This is a genomic window from Streptomyces sp. NPDC057854 (genome assembly GCF_042797055.1).
In the GTDB taxonomy this organism is placed as follows: domain Bacteria; phylum Actinomycetota; class Actinomycetes; order Streptomycetales; family Streptomycetaceae; genus Streptomyces.
This window is the reverse complement of record NZ_JBHVMF010000001.1, coordinates 574,659-594,062: the sequence shown is the minus strand read 5'-3', so window position 1 is coordinate 594,062 and position 19,404 is coordinate 574,659. Positions and strand designations below refer to the sequence as shown.

Below are 19,404 nucleotides of genomic sequence, written 5' to 3'. Positions count from 1 at the left end.
CCGGCCGCCCGGCCGGTCAACGGAAAACGGACGACCGATCATTCGGTAGATACGTGTGGGGGCCAGTAAAACGTTCCCGGACCCGGTCCTGGCAAGGGCCCGGGGTCACCTTTCCGACACCGCCGCACCCCCGGCGGGCGGTGCCGGTGTCACCCCTTGGAGTGGGATCGGCGCCGTCCACGCATACCGGCGGGGGGTCCGGGGGGACGGTCGGACCGACCGGGGCCCCGCGGCCCCGGCCCACCCCGCCGCCCCGCCCCGGGACCGGCGGGCCCGACCGCGCGCCCGGACGAAAGCGAACGCCATGCCTGTCCCGCAGCCCCCAGCCCCCGCGGGGGTGACGCCGTGACCACCACGGCCACCGGAACCGCCGACACCCCACAGGTCCACTTCTGGGCGGTACCCGACCTCACCGGCCTCGACTTCGACCCGCTGCTCGCCCGGCTCCTCCACGAGGACCCGGTCACCCGCGTCCGGCTCCCGCACGGCGAGGGCCACGCCTGGCTCGTCACCCGCTACGAGGACGTCAAGTTCGTCTCCGTCGACCCCCGCTTCAGCCGCCAGGCCGTCTGGGGCCGCTCCATCACCCGGCTCGCCCCCCACTTCATCCCGATGGAGGGCGCCGTCGGCTTCGCCGACCCGCCGGACCACACCCGGATGCGCCGGGTCGTCGCCCGCGCCTTCAGCGCCCGCGCCCTGGCCTCGCTGCGCGACCACGCGCAGGCCGTCATGGACGGGCTCCTCGACCGGATGGCCGAGCACGGCGCCCCCGCCGACCTCATGGAATCCGTCAACCGGCCCTTCCCGCTCGCCATGGTCAGCGAACTGATGGGCGTCCCCGAAGCGGACCGGCACCTCATGGCCCACTGGTCCGACACCATCATCTCGGCCGGCGCGGGCCGCGAGGCCAGCGAGCGGGCCAAGGCCGAGATGGGCGCCTACTTCACCGAACTCATCGGCGGCCGCCACGACGCCGGAAGCGACCAGCTCGCCGCCGTCCTCGCCGAGGCCGTCGCCGACGGGACGCTCACCGGGCACGAGGCCGTCGGCCTCGCCGTCCTCATCCAGATCGGCGGCGCCCACGCCGTCCGCAACAACAGCGCCAACATGGTCTACGCGCTGCTCACCCACCCCGGACACCTCGCCCGGCTGCGCGCCGAACCCGAGCTGATCCCGCAGGCCGTCGACGAACTGCTGCGGTACATCCCGCACCGCAACGCCGTCGGCCTCTCCCGGATCGCGACCGAGGATGTCGAGGTCGGCGGCGTCCTCATCCCCGCCGGAGACCCCGTCTACGTCTCGTACCTGACCGCCAACCGCGACCCGGACGTCTTCGCCGAACCGGAGCGGCTCGACTTCGACCGCGCGTACAACCCGCACGTCGCCTTCGGCCACGGGCCGCACTACTGCCCGGGCTCCGCGCTCGCCCGCATCGAGTCCGAGATCCTCCTCGCCTCCCTGTGGAACCGCTTCCCCGACCTGCGGCTCGCCGTCCCCGAGGACGAACTCCGCTGGCAGCGCGGCGCCCTCATCCGCGGCCCCGAGACCCTTCCCGTGACCTGGTGACAGGAGCAGGCGCCCCGTGACAGCCACCGCCATCGGAGCCGCGGGCGGGCTCGTCGTCCCGCCCGGCCACGGCCGCACCCTGACCACCGCCGCCCAGCACGTCACCTTCAAGGTGACCGGCGAACACTCCCGCGCCGCCTCCACCTTCGAGGTCGTCGTCCCGCCCGGCTTCGACGTCGGGGCGCACGCCCACGGGCACAGCGAGGAGCTGTTCTACCTGCTCGACGGCGAACTCGACGTCCTCGCCTTCGAACCGCTCGTCCGCACCCGCGACAGCTGGCGCGACTGGGAGTCCGCGTCCGGGCAGCGGGTCGTCCGGGCCACCCCGGGCACCCTCATCCTGGTGCCGCCCGGCTGCCCGCACGCCTTCGCCAACCCCACCGGCACCCCGGCCCGGATGCTCTTCCAGGCGTCGCCGCCGCCCGACCACGAGCGGTACTTCGAGGAGCTGATGGAGATCCTGGCGGAGGCCGGGGACGGCGGCGAGGTCGACCACGCCGCCATCGCCCGGCTCCGCGTCCGCTACGACATCGACCAGATCACCCCGCTCCGGCACGACGCCGGCGCCTGAGGTACGCAGGGACGCCCCGGCGCCGGCGGGCACGGCGCCGGCGGACGCGGCACCGGAAGCGGCGTGCGGCCCCCGCCGCGGGAAAAGGCGTTGCCCGCGCCCGGCGACCGTCCTTCAATGGCCACGATGAGCCACGCACCCCACCTCCTGGACCTGTACGACCGGCAGCTGCGGCAGGCGGCGCGCCCCGACGGACCCGGCTGCCGCGTCGAACGCGACGGCGCCGTCGTCCGCCAGACCGGCCCCGCCCACGCCTGGAACGGCGTCCTCTGGTCCGGCCTCGACGCGCGCACCGCCGACGCCGCCATCGCCGCCCAGCTCGCCCACTTCCGGGCGCGGGGCGTCCCCTTCGAGTGGAAGCTGTACGGCCACGACGGCCCCGCCGACCTCGCCGCACGGCTCGTCGCGGCCGGCTTCACCCCCGAGGAGCCGGAGACCCTGCTGGTCGCCGAGGCGAGCGCGCAGGGCGGCCCGGTGGCGCTGCCGGACGGCGTCGAACTCCGCGAGGTCACCGACGAGGAAGGGGTCCGGCAGGTCGCGTGGGTCCACGAACAGGCCTTCGGCACCGACGCCTCCCACCTCGCCCATCGCCTCCTCGAACGGCTCGCCGCCGACCCCGGCACCGTCCCCGCCGTCCTCGCCCTCGCCGACGGCGTCCCCGTCAGCGCCGCCCGCCTGGAGCTGTACCCCGGCACCGACTTCGCCGGACTCTGGGGCGGCGGTACCGTCCGCGCGTGGCGCGGCCGGGGCCTCTACCGTGCCCTCGTCGCCCATCGCGCCCGCGTCGCCGCCGCCCACGGCCACCGGTACGTCCAGGTCGACGCGGCCCCCACCAGCCGCCCCATCCTCCAGCGCCTCGGCTTCGTCCCGCTCACCACCACCACCCCGTACACGCACGCCTGAGCCGCGTTGTCGGTGCCCCCGGGCATCATCGGGAGGAGAGAGCGCACGCACGGGAGGGGACCAGCGGACCATGGGGATCGCCAACGACACGGTGGGGGAGCACGCGTTCCTGCGCGGACTGTACGAGGACGGGTACTTCCCCGACCACGTCGTCGACAAGGGCCGGGAGATCCTGCTCCGGCTCTGCGAGCGGATCGAGGCCGAGCGCCCCGCCGGCCTGCCGGAGCTCTACCGGCTCACGCACGCGGCGACGGAGGAGTTCAACCGCCTGGAGGCCGAGTTCGAGGCCGCCGGGAGCGAGATCGAGACCGTCGCCCGCGAGGAGATAGGCGGCGACTTCCGGTTCGTCGCCGTCGCGTACGGCTACGCCGGCGCCGACCCGGAGGAGCTGATCGCCCCCCGCACGTGGTGACGGCCCCGCCCCGCGGCCGGGTTGTCAGCCCAGGACGGCCCGCCGCGCCGCGATCCGGGCGCGGTACGCCGGGTACCAGGGCTCGCGCCGGCTCCGCGCGATCACCTCGCGGGCCCGGCGCGCGGCCCCCGCCTGCCGGAACAGGTCGGCGGCGCCCCACAGGCAGAACAGCGCGAGCAGCACCCGCAGCCAGGTCAGCGGCGCCCACAGCACCGCCGCCGCGAGCACCGCGGAGACGGCCACGTTCGTGACCACCAGCATCCGGGCGGCCACCCGGGCCGCGAGCACCGGATCGGCGGGGCCGTCCTCCGGGTCGTCCGGCGCGTACACGGTCGCCTCCCGGGTCAGCGCCCCGTTCCGCAGCAGGGCCCAGGCGCCGGGCGCCAGCACGGACAGCACCGCCACCGTCCGCGCCACGCCCTCGTCCGGCACCCACACCGCGGCGGCGCAGACCACCGACAGCGCGAACGCCGGCCACGGCGGCATCAGCGCCCGCAGCGCCCGCGTCCGGTCGGCGTCCAGCAGCTCGGACAGGGCCTCCGGCGAGGGCTCGGGGGCGGTGCTGTCGGTCATGGCGGTCCTCCGCGGCAGGATCCGGGCGTGGGCGTCCGCCGGGGCACGTCCCGGTGGTGCCCCGGCGGATGATCAGACCGCGCCCGGCGCGGAAAGGTTGCGTACGGCGACGCCCGGCGGGCCCGGCACGATCCGGAGGAGACGGGCCGGGACCGCGGCGGACCCGGGCGGTCGTCAGACGGACGCCTTGCGCAGGGCCGTGGCCGCGACGGCCGCCGACGCCAGCGCGATCACCGCGCACACCGCGCCCGCCGCGTTCAGGCCGTTCGTGTACGCCTCGCGGGCCGCGTCCAGGACCCGGGCGGCCGTCTCCGCCGCGCCCGCCGGCAGCGCCTCCGCCGCCACGAGCGCCGCGTCCGCGCCGTTCCCGACCGCCTCCGCCAGCCCCGGCGCAACCCCGTCCGGGACCTCCACCGTCCCCTGGTACACCGCCGTGCCCAGGCTGCCGAGGAGTGCCACGCCCAGCGCCGCGCCGAGGTCGCCACAGACCGACGACAGCGCCGCCGCCGACCCGGCCCGCTCCGGCGGCGCCGACCCCACCACCAGGGCCGTGCCCAGCGCGCCGATCGGCCCGCCGCCGAAGAACGCCGCCACGAAACCCGCGACCAGCAGCGGCATCCCGCCCGCCGGACCCACCAGGACCAGCAGCCCGTAGCCCACCGCCGCCACCAGCAGCCCGCCCGCGACCACCAGGTGCACCGGGAAGCGCCGGGCCAGCGTCGGCGCCAGCTGCGCCGCCACGATCGACGCGACCGCCGACGGCACCATCCACAGGCCGGCCTCCATCGGCGACAGGCCGGCGACGAGCTGGAGGTAGCCGGTGATGAAGAGGTAGCTGCCGGCCGTCGCGATCATCGACACCAGCAGGATCGCCAGCGCCGCCGCGAACCCGCGCCCCCGCAGCAGCCCCAGGTCGAGCAGCGGGTGCGCGATCCGCTTCTGCCGCGCCACGAACACCGCGCCGACCGCCACCCCGCCTGCGAGCGTCAGCAGCGGCACGACCGACCAGCCGTGCCGGGCCAGTTCCTTCAGCCCGTGGATCACCGGCAGCACCGCCGCCAGCGACAGGACGACGCTCACCGGGTCCAGGCGCCCGCCGCCCGGCTCCTTGTACTCCGGCAGCAACCGGGGCCCCGCGACGAGCAGCACCAGCATCACCGGCACGCCCAGCAGGAACACCGAGCCCCACCAGAAGCGTTCGAGGAGCAGACCGCCCACGACCGGCCCGAGCGCCGTGCCCGCCATGAAGCAGCCCGCCCACACGGCGATCGCCCGGCCGCGCTGCCCCGGGTCCCGGAAGATGCTGTTCACCAGCGACAGCGTCGACGGCATCAGGGTGGCCGCCGCGACGCCGAGCAGCGCCCGGGCCGCGATCAGCATCTCCGCGCTGGTCGCGTACGCGGCGAGCAGCGAGGTCAGCGCGACCGCCACGGCCCCCACGAGCAGCAGCCTGCGCCGCCCGATCCGGTTGCCGAGCGCGCCCATCGTGATGAGGAAGCCGGCGATGAGGAACCCGTACGCGTCCATGATCCACAAGGACTGGGTGCCGGTCGGCCGCAGCGACTCCGTGAGGTGGGGCAGGGCCAGGAACAGCACGCTCTGGTCGAGCGAGATGAGCAGCGTGGGCAGCGCCAGCACGGCGAGCCCCGCCCACTCCCGGCGCCCCGCGCGCGGCGGGGCGTCCATCGGTGAGATGACGGACATGGTCGTCCCTTCCTGCTGAACCGGGGGAGAGATGGTCTCGTTGACCTCGGGGACGACCCTGCCGGGAGGCGCTCTCGGTCCCCTCTCGGTCCCCTCTCGGTTCGCTCCCGGTCCGTTCCCGGTCCCGCCGCCGGCGGCGTGATCTAGGGTGAGCGGCATGCGTTTCGGGGTGCTGGGGCCGCTGGCCGTGTGGACGGACGACGGGGCCGAGGTCACCGTCCCCGAGGCGAAGGTCCGCGCCCTGCTCGCCTGCCTCCTGACGCACCGCGGGGAGGTCGTGCCCGCCGACCGGCTGGTCGGCGAGGTGTGGCCGCACGATCCGCCGGCGCGGCCCGCCGGCGTCCTCCAGAACAAGGTGTGGCGGCTGCGCAGGGCCCTGGAGGAGGCCGAACCGGGGGCCCGGCGGCTGCTCGTCTCCCGGCCGCCCGGGTACGTCCTCGAAGCCCCGCCCGGCAGCGTGGACGCCGACCGCTTCCGCGCCCTCGCCGAGCGGGCCAGGACCGCCACCGGCCCCGCCGCCCGCGCGGCCCTCCTCGGCGACGCGCTCGCCGAGTGGCGCGGCCCCGCGCTCGCCGACTTCGCCGACGAGGAGTTCGCCCGCGCCACCGCCGCCCGGCTGGAGGAGCAGCGGCTCTCCGTCCTGGAGGAGCGCGCCGAGGCCCGCCTCGCCCTCGGCCTGCACGCCGAGGTCGCCGACGAACTCGGCGGCCCGGTCGCGCTCCACCCGCTCCGGGAGCGGCTGCGCGCCGTCCACCTCCGCGCGCTCTACCTCGCCGGCCGCCAGAGCGAGGCGCTGACCGGGTACGAGGAGGTGCGGACCCGGCTCGCCGAGGAGCTGGGCGTCGACCCGGGCCCCGAACTCGCCGCCCTGCACCGGTCGATCCTCACCCAGGCCCCTGGCCTCGCCCCCGCCCCGCCCCACCCGGCGCCGCCCGCCGGCACCGGCCCCGCACCGGCGCCCTCCGGCACGCCGGCCGTCCCCGCGGCGCCCGTCCCCGCCGCGCTCACCGGGCTCATCGGCCGCGACGCCGCCGTCGAGGAGCTCGGCGCCCTGCTCCGTACCGGACGGCTGGTCACCCTCACCGGCTCCGGCGGCGTCGGCAAGACCCGTCTCGCCCTCGCGGTCGCCGCCCGCGCCGCGACGGCGTTCCCCGGCGGGGTGCGGCTGGTGGAGCTCGCCGCCCTCGACCGCGCCGCGGACGGGCGGCGGGAGACCGCCTCCGCCGAGGTCCGGGAGGCCGTCGGCCGCGCCGCGGGCGTCCGCGACGACGTGCCGCCCGCCCCGGGCACCGACCCGCTCCCGCCGGTCGACCGGATCGCCCGCGCCCTCGGCGAGGCCCCCGTCCTGCTCGTCCTCGACAACTGCGAGCACGTCGTCGAGCCCGTCGCCGCGCTGGCCGCCCGCCTGCTCGCCGCCGCGCCCGCGCTGCGCATCCTCGCCACCAGCCAGGTCCCGCTCGGGCTCACCGGCGAGCACCTGCACGAGGTGGCGCCGCTGCCCCGCCCGCGGCCGGGGGAGTCCCTGGATCCGGCGGACCCGGGCCGGTTCGGCGCGGTGGAGCTGTTCGTCGCCCGGGCCACCGCCGCCGCGCCCGGCTTCACCCTGGACGCGGCCACCGCCGGCGCCGTCGCCGCGATCTGCCGGCGGCTCGACGGCATCCCGCTCGCCCTGGAGATGGCCGCCACGCGCGTGCGTGCCCTCGGCGTCCGCGAGGTCGCGGACCGGCTCGACGACCGCTTCCGGCTGCTCGCCGTCGGTTCCCGGGACGCGCCCGCCCGCCAGCGGACCCTCCGCTCGGTCCTCGACTGGAGCTGGGACCTGCTCGGCCCCGGCGAGCGGACCGTCCTGCGCCGCCTCGCCGTGCACGCCGACGGCTGCGCCCTGGACGCCGCCGAGGAGGTCACGGCGGGCGTCCCCGGCCCGGGGCCGGACCCCGCCGACGTCGTCGACCTGCTGTCCCGGCTGGTCGACGCGTCCCTCGTCGTCGCCGCCCCCGCGGGCCCCGACGGCGGCGTGCGCTACCGGCTCCTGGAATCGGTCGCGGCCTACGCCGGGGAGCGGCTGCGCGAGGCCGGCGAGACGGAGGCCGTACGCGCCGCGCACCGGGCCCACTACCTGCGGCTGGCCGAACGGGCCGAGCCGCTGCTGCGGGGAGCCGCACAGGCGTCCTGGCTCCGCCGTCTCGACGACGAGACGGCGAACCTGCGCGGCGCCCTCGACTCCGCGGTCGCGGCCGGGGACGCGGAGACCGCGCTCCGCCTCGCGACCGCGCTCAGCTGGTACTGGCGGCTGCGCGGCCGGGCCGCCGAGGCCGAGCGCTCGCTCGCCGCCGCCCTCGCCGTGCCCGGCCCCGCGCCCGCCGCGCTCCGCGCCCGTGCCGCGGCCTGGCTCGGCGGCGTCCGGCTGGCCTCGGGAGGCAGCGCCGACCCGCTCGCCGAGTACCGCTCCGCCCTGCGGGCGTACGAGACCGTGCACGACCCGCTGGAACAGGCGCGCGCCGCGTGGTTCCTCGGCTCCCACCTCTACGGCATCGGGGACGCCGAGGCGAGCGCCGCCCTGGTCGACGGGGCCCTCGCCCGCTTCGAGGAGCTGGGCGACCGCTGGGGCACGGCGGCGGCCCTCGCCACCCGCTCCTTCCACGCCAAACTCCGCGGCGACTTCCCGGCGTTGCTGCGCGACGGCGAGCGGAGCCTAAAGCTGTTCCGCGAACTCGGCGACGAGTGGGGCCGGTTGCAGGCCATGGTGCCGCTCCAGACGCGCGCGGAGATCGTGGGGGAGTACGCGTACGCCGCGGAACTCCACCGGACCTGCCTGGACATCGCCGAGCGCCTGGACCTGCGCCGCGAGGTGTCGTTCCAGCTGTCCGGCCTCGGCCGGATCGCACTGCTCACCCGGGAGTACGGGCGGGCGCGGGAGTTCCACGAGCGGGCCCGGCGGATCGCGGTCGAGCAGACCGACAGCTTCGGCGAGCAGTACGCGGAGATCGGGCTCGGCATGGGCGCCCGCCGCGAGGGCGACCTCGACGCCGCCGAGGCCCACATGCGCAACGTCCTCGACACCCACCGGCGGATGGGCTACGAACCGGGCATGCCCGCGCTGATCCTGGCCGAGCTGGGCTTCGCGGCCGAGCTGCGCGGTGACGCGGAGCGGGCCCTGGAGCTGCAGACCTCGGGCCTCGCCGCCGCCCGGGCGACCGGCGACCCGCGCGCACTCGCGCTCGGCATGGAGGGTCTGGCCGGCGCCGTCTCGCTCGCGGGCGACGCCGCCCGCGCGGCCCGGCTGCTCGGCGCCGCCGCCGCCACCCGCGCCGGCGTCGGCGTGCCGCTCCCGGAGGGCGAGCACGACGACGTGCTGCGGATCACCGCCCGGGCCCGGGCGGCCCTGGGCCCGGAGGCGTACGAGGAGGAGTACGCCCGCGGCGCGGCGGCGCCGGAGGAGGCCGCCTAGGCGGCCCAGTGCGCGGGGCGCTCGAAGCCCTCCGGGAGGACGGTCCGGGCGTCGCCGCGCGCCGCGTTCAGCTGCGGCTGGGTGAGGAACAGCGCGTCGGTGAGGGTGGCGCCGGAGAGGTCCGCGTCGCGCAGGTCGGCGCCGATCAGGTCCGCGAGGGTGAGGTCCGCGCCGCTCAGGTCGGCGGCGATCAGCAGGGCGCCGCGCAGGTCGGCGCCCCGCAGCTTCGCCCCGCGCAGCCGCTTCCCGATGAGGTCCGCACCCCGCCGGCTGCGCGGGGTGCCGCCGGCCGTGGCCCGGACCAGCTCGCTGGTCCGCAGCAGCAGCGGGTTGACCTCGGCGCGCACGGGCCCGACGTCCAGCTTCTCCAGCTCGGCGGCCGGCGCGCCGGCCAGCGCCTCGACCCGCGCCAGCGCCGCCCGCACGTCGCCGTGCAGGGACCGGGCGGCGGGCCGCCGCAGCGCCTCGGTCAGGTAGCGCAGCAGTTCGTGGAGCTGGCGTACCACCGGGAAGACGTCGTACATCTGCCGGGCGGTCTCCGGCGCCTCCCGCCACGACACCCCGCCGAAGGTCGCCTGCGACACCCGCTGCCCGGCCCCGAAGCAGTCGTAGACCGTGCAGCCCTGGAATCCGCCCGGCCGCAGCCGTGCGTGGATCCCGCACCGGAAGTCGTCCTGGAGATTGCGGCAGGGGTCGCCGGCCGCCTTGTTCACGGCGAAGTCGGCGGACTTGGCGAACGGCAGGGCCACACAGCACAGACCGAAGCACTGCGCGCAGTCACCGCGCAGCGCGGCATCCCGGGTTTCGGGCACGGGGGAACGGTTCCTTCACGGTTCGGGAGGGACGATCTGCCCACCGTACCGCGCCCCGGCGCGGGCTCCGGGGGCGCCCGAATCCGTTTGCGGGGCGCCCGCGGCAGCCGGGATGATCATGGCCATGCCGACGTTCACGACGTATGACGGGACCGCGCTCCACTACCGGGTGCTCGGGCAGGGGGAGCCGCTGGTGTGCCTGGCGGGCGGTCCGATGCGGGACGCGGTCTACCTCGGGGACCTCGGCGGGCTCTCCTCCCACCGCCGTCTGGTCCTGCTCGACGCCCGCGGCACGGGCGCGAGCGCCGTCCCCGCCGACCCCGGGAGCTACCGCTGCGACCGGCAGGTCGCCGACGTCGAGGCCCTCCGCGCCCACCTCGGCCTGGACCGCGTGGACCTCCTCGGCCACTCGGCGGCCGGAAACCTCGCCCTCCTCTACGCCGCCGCGCACCCCGCGCGGATCCGGTCCCTCGTCCTCGTCGCCTCCGTCACCCGCGGCCTCGGCCTGTCGGCCACGGACGAGGAGTGGGACCGGGCGGTGGCGGCCTTCGCCGGCCAGGACTGGTACCCCGAGGCCCGGGCCGCGCTCGAGGCGATCGGGCCCGGCACACCGCTGCCGCGCGTGTACGAGGCCGCCGCACCGTTCTCGTACGGCCGCTGGGACGCCGCCGCCCGCGCCCACGCGGCCGGAGGCGCCCGGCAGACCCACTGGGAGGCCGCCGTCGCCTACCACGGCGACGGCGCCTACGACCCGGAGGCGACCCGCCGCGCCCTCACCGCGCTGACCGCGCCGGTGCTGGTGCTGGCGGGCGAGCGGGACGCGGGGCCCACGCCCGCGGCGGCGGCCGCGACGGCGGCCCTGCTCCCGGCCGCCGAACCGGTCGTCCAGCCCGGCGCCGGGCACTACCCGTGGATCGACGACCCGGACGCCTTCGTCCGCACGGTCACCGCCTTCCTCGACACCCCCGGCACGTCCCGCCGGGATCGCTAGGCCCGTTCCTGGGCGTCCGCCTCCGTCGCGACCGCCTTCGCCCAGCGGTAGTCCGCCTTGCCGCTCGGGGAGCGCTGGATGCGGGGGGTGAGGACGAGCTGGCGGGGGACCTTGTAGCCGGCCAGGTGGCGGCGGCAGTGCGCCTGGACGGCGGCCAGGTCCAGCGGCGTCGTCCCCTCGCGCTGCTGGACGACGGCGGCCACGTGGCTGCCCCACGTCGGGTCGGGGACACCCGCGACCAGTGCGTCGTACACGTCGGGGTGCGACTTGAGGGCCTGCTCGACCTCCTCCGGGTAGACCTTCTCGCCGCCGGTGTTGATGCACTGGGAGCCGCGGCCGAGGACGGTCACGACGCCGTCCGCGTCGACCGTCGCCATGTCGCCGAGGAGCACCCACCGCACGCCGTCCCGCTCGAAGAAGGTCTCGGCCGTCTTCGCCGGGTCGTTGTAGTAGCCGAGCGGCACGTGGCCGCGCTGGGCGAGCCGCCCGATCTCGCCGACGGCGACCGGCGCGCGCGTCACCGGGTCGACGACCTGGGTCCGCTCGTTGACGTGCAGCCGGAAGCCCCTCTCGGGGCCGGAGTCGTCGGTCGCCCGGCCGTTCGAACCCGACTCGGTGGAACCGAAGTTGTTGAGCAGCAGCACGTGCGGCATCAGCGCGCGCAGCTGCGCCCGTACGGTCTCCGACATGATCGCGCCGGAGGAGGAGAGGCTGAACAGCGCCGACAGGTCGGTGCCGCGCAGCGGCCCGGCGAGCGCGTCGATCAGCGGGCGCAGCATCGCGTCGCCGACCAGCGAGATGCTGGAGACCTTCTCCTTCTCCAGGGTCCGCAGCACCTCCTCGGGCACGTACTTGCGGTGCAGGACCACCCGCTGCCCGTAGTGGAAGGCGATGAAGGTGGTGAGGGTGGAGGTGCCGTGCATGAGCGGCGGCGCGGGGAAGAAGGTGAGGCCGGCGCCGCCGGCGGCGACCCGCTCTGCCAGCTCCTCGGGCCGCTTGACCGGCTCGCCGGAGGGGTCGCCGCCGAACAGGCCGGCGAAGAACAGGTCTTCCTGGCGCCACAGGACGCCCTTCGGCATCCCGGTGGTGCCGCCGGTGTAGATGATGAAGAGGTCGTCGCCGGACCGGGGGGCGAAGCCACGCCCGGGATCCGCGGCCGCCTCCGCCTCCTCCAGGGGTGCGGAGCCGAGCGCGGCGGCCCCCTCGGGCGGCGTCCCGACCCGGACGAGGTGCCGCAGCTTCTCGCACCGCGGCAGGGCCGCGGCCACGCGGTCCGTGAACTCGGCGTCGTACACCAGGGCGGCGAGGTCGGCGTCCCGGTAGAGGTAGACCAACTCCTCCTCGACGTACCGGTAGTTGACGTTCACCGGCACGATCCGGGCCTTCAGGCAGGCCAGTACGGTCTGGAGGTACTCGACGCCGTTGTACAGGTGGAGGCCCAGGTGTTCGCCGGGGCGCACGCCCGCGTCGAGCAGGTGGTGGGCCAGCCGGTTGGCGGCCTCGTCGAGTTCCGCGTAGGTGAGCCGGCGCTCGGCGCCCGTCCCCGGGTGGTCGACGTAGACCAGCGCCTCGCGCTCCGGCACCACGTCCACGACCGATTCGAACAGGTCGGCAAGGTTGTACTCCACCATTCCTCCTGATCCCGGCTCGTTCGGACTCGGGCGGTCATCAGAGCACCGCCGGGGACAGGTGGGAAGAGGGCGCGTCAAAGAATCTGACTGAGTGTCAGAGAACTATTGAACTGCCCACGCCGCTCCTGCAACCTGTTCCAGAACTGGAGACGGGAGATGCCCATGGCCGGCACCGAACACCTCACCGTGCGGCGCGAAGGCGCCACGCTCGTCCTCACCCTGAACCGCCCCGAGGCGAAGAACGCCCTCTCGCTGCCCATGCTCGTCGGCCTCCACGACGGCTGGACCGAAGCCGACGCCGACGACTCCGTCCGCTCGATCGTCCTCACCGGAGCGGGCGGCGCCTTCTGCGCCGGCATGGACCTCAAGGCGCTCGCCGGCAAGGGCATGGCGGGCGACGCGTACCGCGACCGGCTCAAGGCCGACCCCGACCTGCACTGGAAGGCGATGCTCCGCCACCACCGCCCGCGCAAACCGGTCATCGCCGCCGTCGAGGGACCCTGCGTGGCCGGCGGCACCGAGATCCTCCAGGGCACCGACATCCGGGTCGCCGGAACCTCCGCCACCTTCGGCCTCTTCGAGGTCCGGCGCGGCCTCTTCCCGATCGGCGGCTCCACGGTCCGGCTGCCGCGCCAGATCCCCCGCACCCACGCCCTCGAAATGCTCCTCACCGGGCGCCCCTACTCCGCGGAGGAGGCCGCCCGGATCGGGCTGATCGGCCGGGTCGTCCCCGACGGCACCGCCCTCGACACCGCCCTCGACCTCGCCGAACGGATCAACGCCTGCGGGCCGCTGGCCGTCGAGGCGGTGAAGGCGTCCGTGTACGAGACGGCCGAACTGACCGAGACCGAAGGGCTCGCCGCCGAACTCGAGCGCGGCTGGCCGGTCTTCGACACGGCGGACGCGAAGGAGGGCGCCCGCGCCTTCGCGGAGAAGCGGCGCCCGGTGTACCGGCGCGAGTGACGTCCCCGGAGACGCGACCTCCGCCCCACCCGCGCCCCGGAGTCCCCCCCGATCTCCGTCTCCCCCCTCTCCTCCGAGGAAGGCCCATGACCCTCACCCCGCCCCCCGACATCCTCCGCGCCCCGCTCGTCGTCGAGTTCCCCTTCACCCGGTCCCTCGGCCCCGTCCAGTCCGCCTTCCTCACCGGACTGCGCGAGCGCACCGTCCTCGGCGTCCGCACCGAGGGCGGCCGGGTCCTCGTCCCGCCCGTGGAGTACGACCCCGAGACCGCCGCCGACCTCCGCGACCTCGTGGAGGTGGCGCCCACCGGCACCGTCACCACCTGGGCCTGGAATCCCGCCCCCCGTCCGAACCAGCCGCTCCCCGGCCCTTTCGCCTGGGTCCTGGTCCGCCTCGACGGCGCCGACACCGCCCTCCTGCACGCCCTCGACGCCCCCGGCCCGGACGCCGTCCGCACCGGCATGCGGGTCCGGATCCGCTGGGCCGCCGCCCGCACCGGCGCCATCACCGACATCGCCTGCTTCGAGCCGTACGACGACGAGGCCGAACTCCCCGCCCCCGGGCAACCCGTCCCGCACACCGGCGCGTTCGACGACCCCGTCACCGGCATCGTCACCCCCACCCGGCTCGACTACACCTACAGTCCCGGCCGCGCCCAGACCCGCTACCTGCACGCCCTCTCCGAGCGCCGCACCGTCGGCGAGCGCTGCCCCTCCTGCGCCAAGGTGTACGTCCCGCCCCGCGGCGCCTGCCCCACCTGCGGCGTCGCCACCACCGACCAGGTCGAGGTCGGCCCGCGCGGCACGGTCACCACCTTCTGCATCGTCAACATCAAGGCGAAGAACCTCGACATCGAAGTGCCGTACGTCTACGCCCACATCGCCCTCGACGGCGCGGGCCTCGCCCTCCACGGGCGCATCGGCGGCATCCCGTACGACCAGGTGCGCATGGGCCTGCGCGTCGAGCCGGTGTGGAGCGAGGACGGCCGCTACCCCGACCACTACCGCCCCACCGGCGAACCGGACGCGGACTACGACACGTACAAGGAGCTGCTGTGAGCGCCCCCGCCCGGGACGTGGCCGTGGTCGCCTTCGCCCAGAGCGACCACCGGCGCCGCACCGACGACCTCTCCGAGGTCGAGATGGTCATGCCCGTCCTCCACGAGGTCCTGCGCCGGACCGGCCTGAAGACCTCCGACATCGGCTTCACCTGCTCCGGCTCCTCCGACTACCTCGCCGGGCGCGCCTTCTCCTTCACCATGACGCTCGACGGCGTCGGCGCCTGGCCGCCGATCTCCGAGTCCCACGTCGAGACGGACGGCGCCTGGGCGCTGTACGAGGCATGGGTGAAGCTGCTCACCGGAGAGGCCGACACCGCCCTCGTCTACTCCTACGGCAAGTCGTCGCCCGGCTCCCTCCGCGACGTCCTCACCCGCCAGCTCGACCCGTACTACCTCGCCCCGCTCTGGCCGGACTCCGTCGCCCTCGCCGCGCTCCAGGCGCAGGCCCTCATCGACGCGGGCGCCACCGACGAGACGGCGCTCGCGGGCATCGCCGCCCGCAGCCGCGCCGACGCCTCCGCCAACCCGTACGCGCAGGTCACCGGCGCCCGCCCGCAGGGCGAGCACGTCGTGGCGCCGCTGCGCACCGGCGACTGCCCGCCGGTCGGCGACGGCGCCGCCGCCGTGATCCTCGCCGCCGGCGACCGCGCCCGCGAGCTGTGCGCACGGCCCGCCTGGATCCGCGGCATGGACCACCGGATCGAAGCGCACTCCCTCGGCGTCCGCGACCTCACCGACTCGCCGTCCACCCGGCTGGCCGCCGAGCGTGCCGGCGCGTTCGAACGGCCCGTGGACACCGCCGAGCTGCACGCCCCCTTCACCTCGCAGGAGGTCGTCCTCACCCGGGCCCTCCGCCTCGGCGCCGACGTCCGGATCAACCCCTCCGGCGGCGCGCTCGCCGCCAACCCCATGATGGCGGCCGGCCTCGTCCGGCTCGGCGAGGCCGCCGCCCGCATCCACCGGGGCGACTCCGACCGCGCGCTCGCCCACGCCACCTCGGGCCCCTGCCTCCAGCAGAACCTGGTGGCCGTCCTGGAAGGAGACCCCCGTGGGTAAGGAGCCCGTGGCCGTCGTCGGCGTCGGCCAGACCAAGCACGTCGCCGCCCGCCGCGACGTGTCCCTCGCCGGACTGGTCCGCGAGGCCGCCGCGCGCGCCCTCGCCGACGCCGAGCTGACCTGGGCGGACGTCGACGCCGTCGTCATCGGCAAGGCGCCCGACTTCTTCGAGGGCGTCATGATGCCGGAGCTGTACCTCGCCGACGCCCTCGGCGCCGTCGGCAAGCCCCTGCTGCGGGTGCACACCGCCGGTTCGGTCGGCGGCTCGACCGCGCTCGTCGCCGCCAACCTGGTCGCGGCCCGCGTCCACCGGACCGTCCTCACCCTCGCGTTCGAGAAGCAGTCCGAGTCGAACGCCATGTGGGGCCTGTCCCTGCCGGTCCCTTTCCAGCAGCCGCTGCTCGCCGGCGCCGGCGGCTTCTTCGCCCCGCACGTGCGCGCGTACATGCGGCGCACCGGCGCCCCCGACACGATCGGCTCCCTCGTCGCGTACAAGGACCGCCGCAACGCGCTGAAGAACCCGTACGCGCACCTCCACGAGCACGACATCACCCTGGAGAAGGTGCAGGCGTCCCCGATGCTGTGGGACCCGATCCGCTACTCGGAGACCTGCCCGTCCTCCGACGGCGCCTGCGCGATGGTCCTCACCGACCGGGCCGGCGCGGCCCGCGCCCCGCGGCCCGCGGCCTGGGTGCACGGCGGCGCGATGCGCAGCGAGCCGACCCTCTTCGCCGGCAAGGACTTCGTCTCGCCGCGGGCGGGCCGCGACTGCGCCGCCGACGTGTACCGGCAGGCCGGGATCACCGACCCGCGCCGGCAGATCGACGCCGTGGAGATGTACGTGCCGTTCTCCTGGTATGAGCCGATGTGGCTGGAGAACCTGGGGTTCGCCGCCGAGGGCGAGGGGTGGAAGCTGACCGAGGCGGGCGTCACCGAGCTGGACGGCGACCTGCCGGTCAACCCGTCCGGCGGCGTCCTGTCCACCAACCCGATCGGCGCCTCCGGCATGATCCGCTTCGCGGAGGCCGCCCTCCAGGTGCGGGGGGAGGCCGGCGAGCACCAGGTGGACGGCGCCCGCCGGGCCGTCGGGCACGCATACGGCGGCGGCGCCCAGTTCTTCGCCATGTGGCTGGTGGGCGCCGAACCGCCGGCCTGACGCGCCGGTCAGCGCAGGCTGTCGCGGACCCGGGTCGCCAGCGCCACCGGATCGCCCTTCGGGTTCACCGGGTAGGCGTCCCGGCGCAGGTTCCAGGCGTTCTCCCAGGCGAACCAGTCGATCGGCTCCGGCGCCCGCCCGGTGACCAGCGCGTTCTCCAGGGAGTCCAGGTAGGTGTCCCAGCGGGGCGCGTAGAAGCCGGAGACGAGCCCCGACCACTCGCGGTTGGCGTAGTCGTGCAGTCCGGCCTCGCTGCCCGCCCGGTGGCCCCAGGTGGTGACGAGCGAGCGGGCGTCGAACTCCAGCGTCGCCCGCTCGGCGTCCGACGCGCCCCACGCGCGGGCGCCCGCCAACCAGGGCCCGAGCAGGAACCGCCGGTCGGTGGCGAGGAGTTCGTCGAGCAGCGCCATGGACCGCCGCCACTGCGCCGCGTGCGCCCGGAACGCCGTCAGGTCCTTCGCCTCGTACGCGGCCTTGATCTTCGGCAGCAGCACCCGGCTGCGGTTGGTGAGCGCCTGCCGCGCCGTGTCCACCAGGTCGAAGCGGTACGCGTCGGTGGTCCGCAGCGCCGGCGCCACCAGCAGCAGCTCGTCCAGCGCCCGTTCCACGGTCGCCGCGTCGTAGCGCATCGCCTTCGGCCCCCAGGAGGCCGCGGTCCGCACGGTCAGGCTGGGGCGGGCGGTGAAGAGGCTGTCCTGGGACTCGCTCCAGCCGTTCGACGCGGTGCCGTACGGGCCCTTCCGCAGCCACTCCCACGCCCGGGCCGCGTGCGGGTCCGGCGCGCCGTAGCGGCGGGCCGCGTACCGGCCGAACCAGTCGGCGTGCCCGACCGGGGCGTCTCGCCAGGCGAGTTCGGTGAAGAGGGAGAAGGTGACCGGGTTCGCGGAGGTCGCCTCCGGGAGGAAGGCGATCCCCTTCAGGGCGCTGCCCGGCTTCGTCCGCCATGCCTCGAACCGTTCGGTCCACACCGACGTGTTGGCGCCGATCGTGGTGTGCCCGCCGAAGTTGGGGATGGTGCCGAAGGCGTACGGCGTCCCGGACCACGCCGTTTCGCGGTCCAGGTTGTCGTACCGGTCGGAGAGCCCGTCCACCACGAGCAGCCGCGAGGTGTCGACGCCCGCCAGCAGCTCCGCCTTCGGGTTGCGCTGCCAGCCGAGCAGCACCCAGGTCGCCCCCGGCCGCGCCGTGTCCAGCGAGGTCATCACGTGTGCGGCGGCCTCGCCGACCGGCACGTCGCCCGGGTTCCCGCCCTCGTGCAGCAGGTCCATCTTGTACATCGTGGTGGTGCCGAGGAGGCGCGCCTGGTGCCGGTAGAAGGAGGCGGCGACCCGCGCGAAGACCGGCCCGCGCGGATCGAGCCAGTCCGGCCGCGCGAAGCCGATCCACCGGCCCTGCGGCACCACCCTGCCCTCCGGGTTGCGCGCCGTGAAGCCGGGCGGGACCGTGCCGAAGTAGCCGGGCAGCACCGGGGTCATGCCCAGCTCCCGCAGCCGCTCCACGATCCGCTTGCCCAGCGCCGCCCGGCGGGTGATCAGCTGCTCGGACACCGGACCGCCGAACGACGACATGTTCTGCATCAGCCACCACGGCTGGTGCGCCGGACCCGGGATCCACTCCCGCAGCTCCGCGCTCGTGTAGCCGAACTCCTGGAAGGCGGCGTGGTAGGCGGCCTCCGCGCCCATCTGCACGAACACCTCGTTCACGCCGTGCAGCGCCAGCAGGTCGATCTGCCGTTCGTACGCCTTCCAGTCCCGGTACGCGCCCGAGTAGCCGTCGTCCGTGTCGTTGAGCGCGAACCGGTGCGGCACCGAGGCCGACCGGGTGACCTTCCCGGCCGGCGCGGGCAGCCGGTCCGGCAGCGCCGACAGGCTGTCGCCGGGCGAGCCGAGGTCCACGCCCACCGTGTAGGAGAGGTACCAGTGCACTCCGCGCAGCAGCACCGCCGGCGTGGTGCCCGTGACGACGATCCGGCCCGCCGTGCCCGCCACCGAGAACCGGTCGCCCGCCTCCGTCCGCGGCACCAGCACCAGGTCGAACTGGCGTGCGTGCCGGGGCAGCAGCCGCTCCAGCGCGGCCCGCGCCGCCCCCGGCGCGTACGCCGCCGAGGGCGCCCCGGCGGCGCCTGCCGCGGGCGGCGCGGGCTCCGCCGCGGCAGGCACCGGCGACGGCAGCGCCGTCACCACGGCGGCGCACAGGGCGAGGGAGCACGCCGACCGGGCGGCCCAGGACCGCGCCCGGGAAATGGGAGGTCTCATGTCCGGCTCATCCCCTCGTCAAGGACCCACGGCGATCATGAACTGACCGCCCGTCATATGGGAGACGGAGCCGCGATCCCGGTCAAGGGCGACACGCTCCGCGCGCCCCTTCCGCGCCCCCGCACATCTGTCCGTCGAACACCCCCGACCCGCGCGGGGCACCCGCCGCCCGTTCACCCCAAGACCACCCGAACTGCTTGGGAGAATGCCGTTACACACGGCCCGTTCCGGCGTACGCTGGACCTTTCGCGGGGTGATCGCCCAGGCGCCCCGACCGTGCGCCGGGCGTGCGCCCCCTGTGTG

15 protein-coding genes are annotated in these 19,404 nt (G+C 75.7%); 10 read left to right on the top strand and 5 right to left on the bottom strand.

Annotation, left to right across the window (positions count from 1 at the left end; all coding sequences use genetic code 11):
* Window positions 1-345: 345 nt before the first annotated feature.
* From ACFVQZ_RS02675 to ACFVQZ_RS02660, 4 genes are all read left to right on the top strand, one after another.
* A complete protein-coding gene (locus ACFVQZ_RS02675) occupies window positions 346-1,566 on the top strand; it encodes a cytochrome P450 (RefSeq protein WP_383619033.1) in 1,221 nt (406 codons plus the stop codon).
* 31 nt (window positions 1,567-1,597) lie between these two features.
* Window positions 1,598-2,137, top strand: a complete 540-nt coding sequence (locus ACFVQZ_RS02670) for a cupin domain-containing protein (protein ID WP_383619532.1) — start codon at window positions 1,598-1,600, stop codon at window positions 2,135-2,137.
* A gap of 126 nt (window positions 2,138-2,263) precedes the next feature.
* Window positions 2,264-3,040 carry a GNAT family N-acetyltransferase gene (locus tag ACFVQZ_RS02665; protein WP_030494993.1) on the top strand — a complete coding sequence of 259 codons (777 nt, stop codon included), beginning with the start codon at window positions 2,264-2,266 and terminating at the stop codon, window positions 3,038-3,040.
* A 70-nt stretch (window positions 3,041-3,110) separates the two neighbouring features.
* A complete protein-coding gene (locus tag ACFVQZ_RS02660; protein WP_030494992.1) occupies window positions 3,111-3,452 on the top strand; it encodes a DUF5713 family protein in 342 nt (113 codons plus the stop codon).
* Window positions 3,453-3,476: 24 nt separating this feature from the next.
* Here the strand turns inward: ACFVQZ_RS02660 and ACFVQZ_RS02655 are convergent, their stop codons facing one another.
* Both ACFVQZ_RS02655 and ACFVQZ_RS02650 read right to left on the bottom strand, forming a co-directional pair.
* A complete protein-coding gene (locus ACFVQZ_RS02655; RefSeq protein ID WP_030494991.1) occupies window positions 3,477-4,025 on the bottom strand; it encodes a hypothetical protein in 549 nt (182 codons plus the stop codon).
* A gap of 174 nt (window positions 4,026-4,199) precedes the next feature.
* A complete protein-coding gene (locus tag ACFVQZ_RS02650) occupies window positions 4,200-5,729 on the bottom strand; it encodes an MFS transporter (RefSeq protein ID WP_383619030.1) in 1,530 nt (509 codons plus the stop codon).
* A gap of 157 nt (window positions 5,730-5,886) precedes the next feature.
* Here ACFVQZ_RS02650 and ACFVQZ_RS02645 point away from each other — a divergent pair, with 157 nt between their 5' ends.
* A complete protein-coding gene (locus ACFVQZ_RS02645) occupies window positions 5,887-9,177 on the top strand; it encodes a BTAD domain-containing putative transcriptional regulator (RefSeq protein WP_383619029.1) in 3,291 nt (1,096 codons plus the stop codon).
* On the opposite strand, the gene ACFVQZ_RS02640 is transcribed toward ACFVQZ_RS02645, so the two are convergent.
* Complete coding sequence (locus ACFVQZ_RS02640) at window positions 9,174-9,989, bottom strand: pentapeptide repeat-containing protein (protein WP_383619027.1); 816 nt, start codon at window positions 9,987-9,989, stop codon at window positions 9,174-9,176. The genes ACFVQZ_RS02645 and ACFVQZ_RS02640 overlap by 4 nt on opposite strands.
* A gap of 124 nt (window positions 9,990-10,113) precedes the next feature.
* On the opposite strand from ACFVQZ_RS02640, the gene ACFVQZ_RS02635 reads away from it, so the two are divergent.
* Window positions 10,114-10,980, top strand: a complete 867-nt coding sequence (locus ACFVQZ_RS02635) for an alpha/beta fold hydrolase (RefSeq protein WP_383619026.1) — start codon at window positions 10,114-10,116, stop codon at window positions 10,978-10,980.
* On the opposite strand, the gene ACFVQZ_RS02630 is transcribed toward ACFVQZ_RS02635, so the two are convergent.
* Window positions 10,977-12,608 carry an acyl-CoA synthetase gene (locus tag ACFVQZ_RS02630; RefSeq protein WP_383619530.1) on the bottom strand — a complete coding sequence of 544 codons (1,632 nt, stop codon included), beginning with the start codon at window positions 12,606-12,608 and terminating at the stop codon, window positions 10,977-10,979. The two genes, ACFVQZ_RS02635 and ACFVQZ_RS02630, sit on opposite strands and share 4 nt — an antisense overlap.
* Window positions 12,609-12,773: 165 nt before the next feature.
* Here ACFVQZ_RS02630 and ACFVQZ_RS02625 point away from each other — a divergent pair, with 165 nt between their 5' ends.
* From ACFVQZ_RS02625 to ACFVQZ_RS02610, 4 genes are all read left to right on the top strand, one after another.
* The gene (locus ACFVQZ_RS02625) at window positions 12,774-13,574 is read left to right on the top strand and encodes a crotonase/enoyl-CoA hydratase family protein (protein WP_383619024.1); all 801 of its coding nucleotides are present in this window, start codon (window positions 12,774-12,776) and stop codon (window positions 13,572-13,574) included.
* Window positions 13,575-13,660: 86 nt separating this feature from the next.
* Window positions 13,661-14,632, top strand: coding sequence for an OB-fold nucleic acid binding domain-containing protein (locus tag ACFVQZ_RS02620; protein ID WP_030494984.1), 972 nt, complete (start codon window positions 13,661-13,663; stop codon window positions 14,630-14,632).
* Window positions 14,629-15,690 carry a thiolase domain-containing protein gene (locus tag ACFVQZ_RS02615; RefSeq protein ID WP_030494983.1) on the top strand — a complete coding sequence of 354 codons (1,062 nt, stop codon included), beginning with the start codon at window positions 14,629-14,631 and terminating at the stop codon, window positions 15,688-15,690. The genes ACFVQZ_RS02620 and ACFVQZ_RS02615 overlap by 4 nt, the downstream gene beginning before the upstream one ends.
* The gene (locus tag ACFVQZ_RS02610; RefSeq protein ID WP_030494982.1) at window positions 15,683-16,846 is read left to right on the top strand and encodes a thiolase domain-containing protein; all 1,164 of its coding nucleotides are present in this window, start codon (window positions 15,683-15,685) and stop codon (window positions 16,844-16,846) included. Before ACFVQZ_RS02615 ends, ACFVQZ_RS02610 begins: the two co-directional genes overlap by 8 nt.
* A gap of 8 nt (window positions 16,847-16,854) precedes the next feature.
* Here ACFVQZ_RS02610 and ACFVQZ_RS02605 read toward each other — a convergent pair whose 3' ends face one another.
* Entirely contained in the window at window positions 16,855-19,101 is a 2,247-nt protein-coding gene (locus tag ACFVQZ_RS02605) for an alpha-N-acetylglucosaminidase (protein ID WP_051787850.1), read from the bottom strand.
* Window positions 19,102-19,404 lie beyond the last annotated feature (303 nt).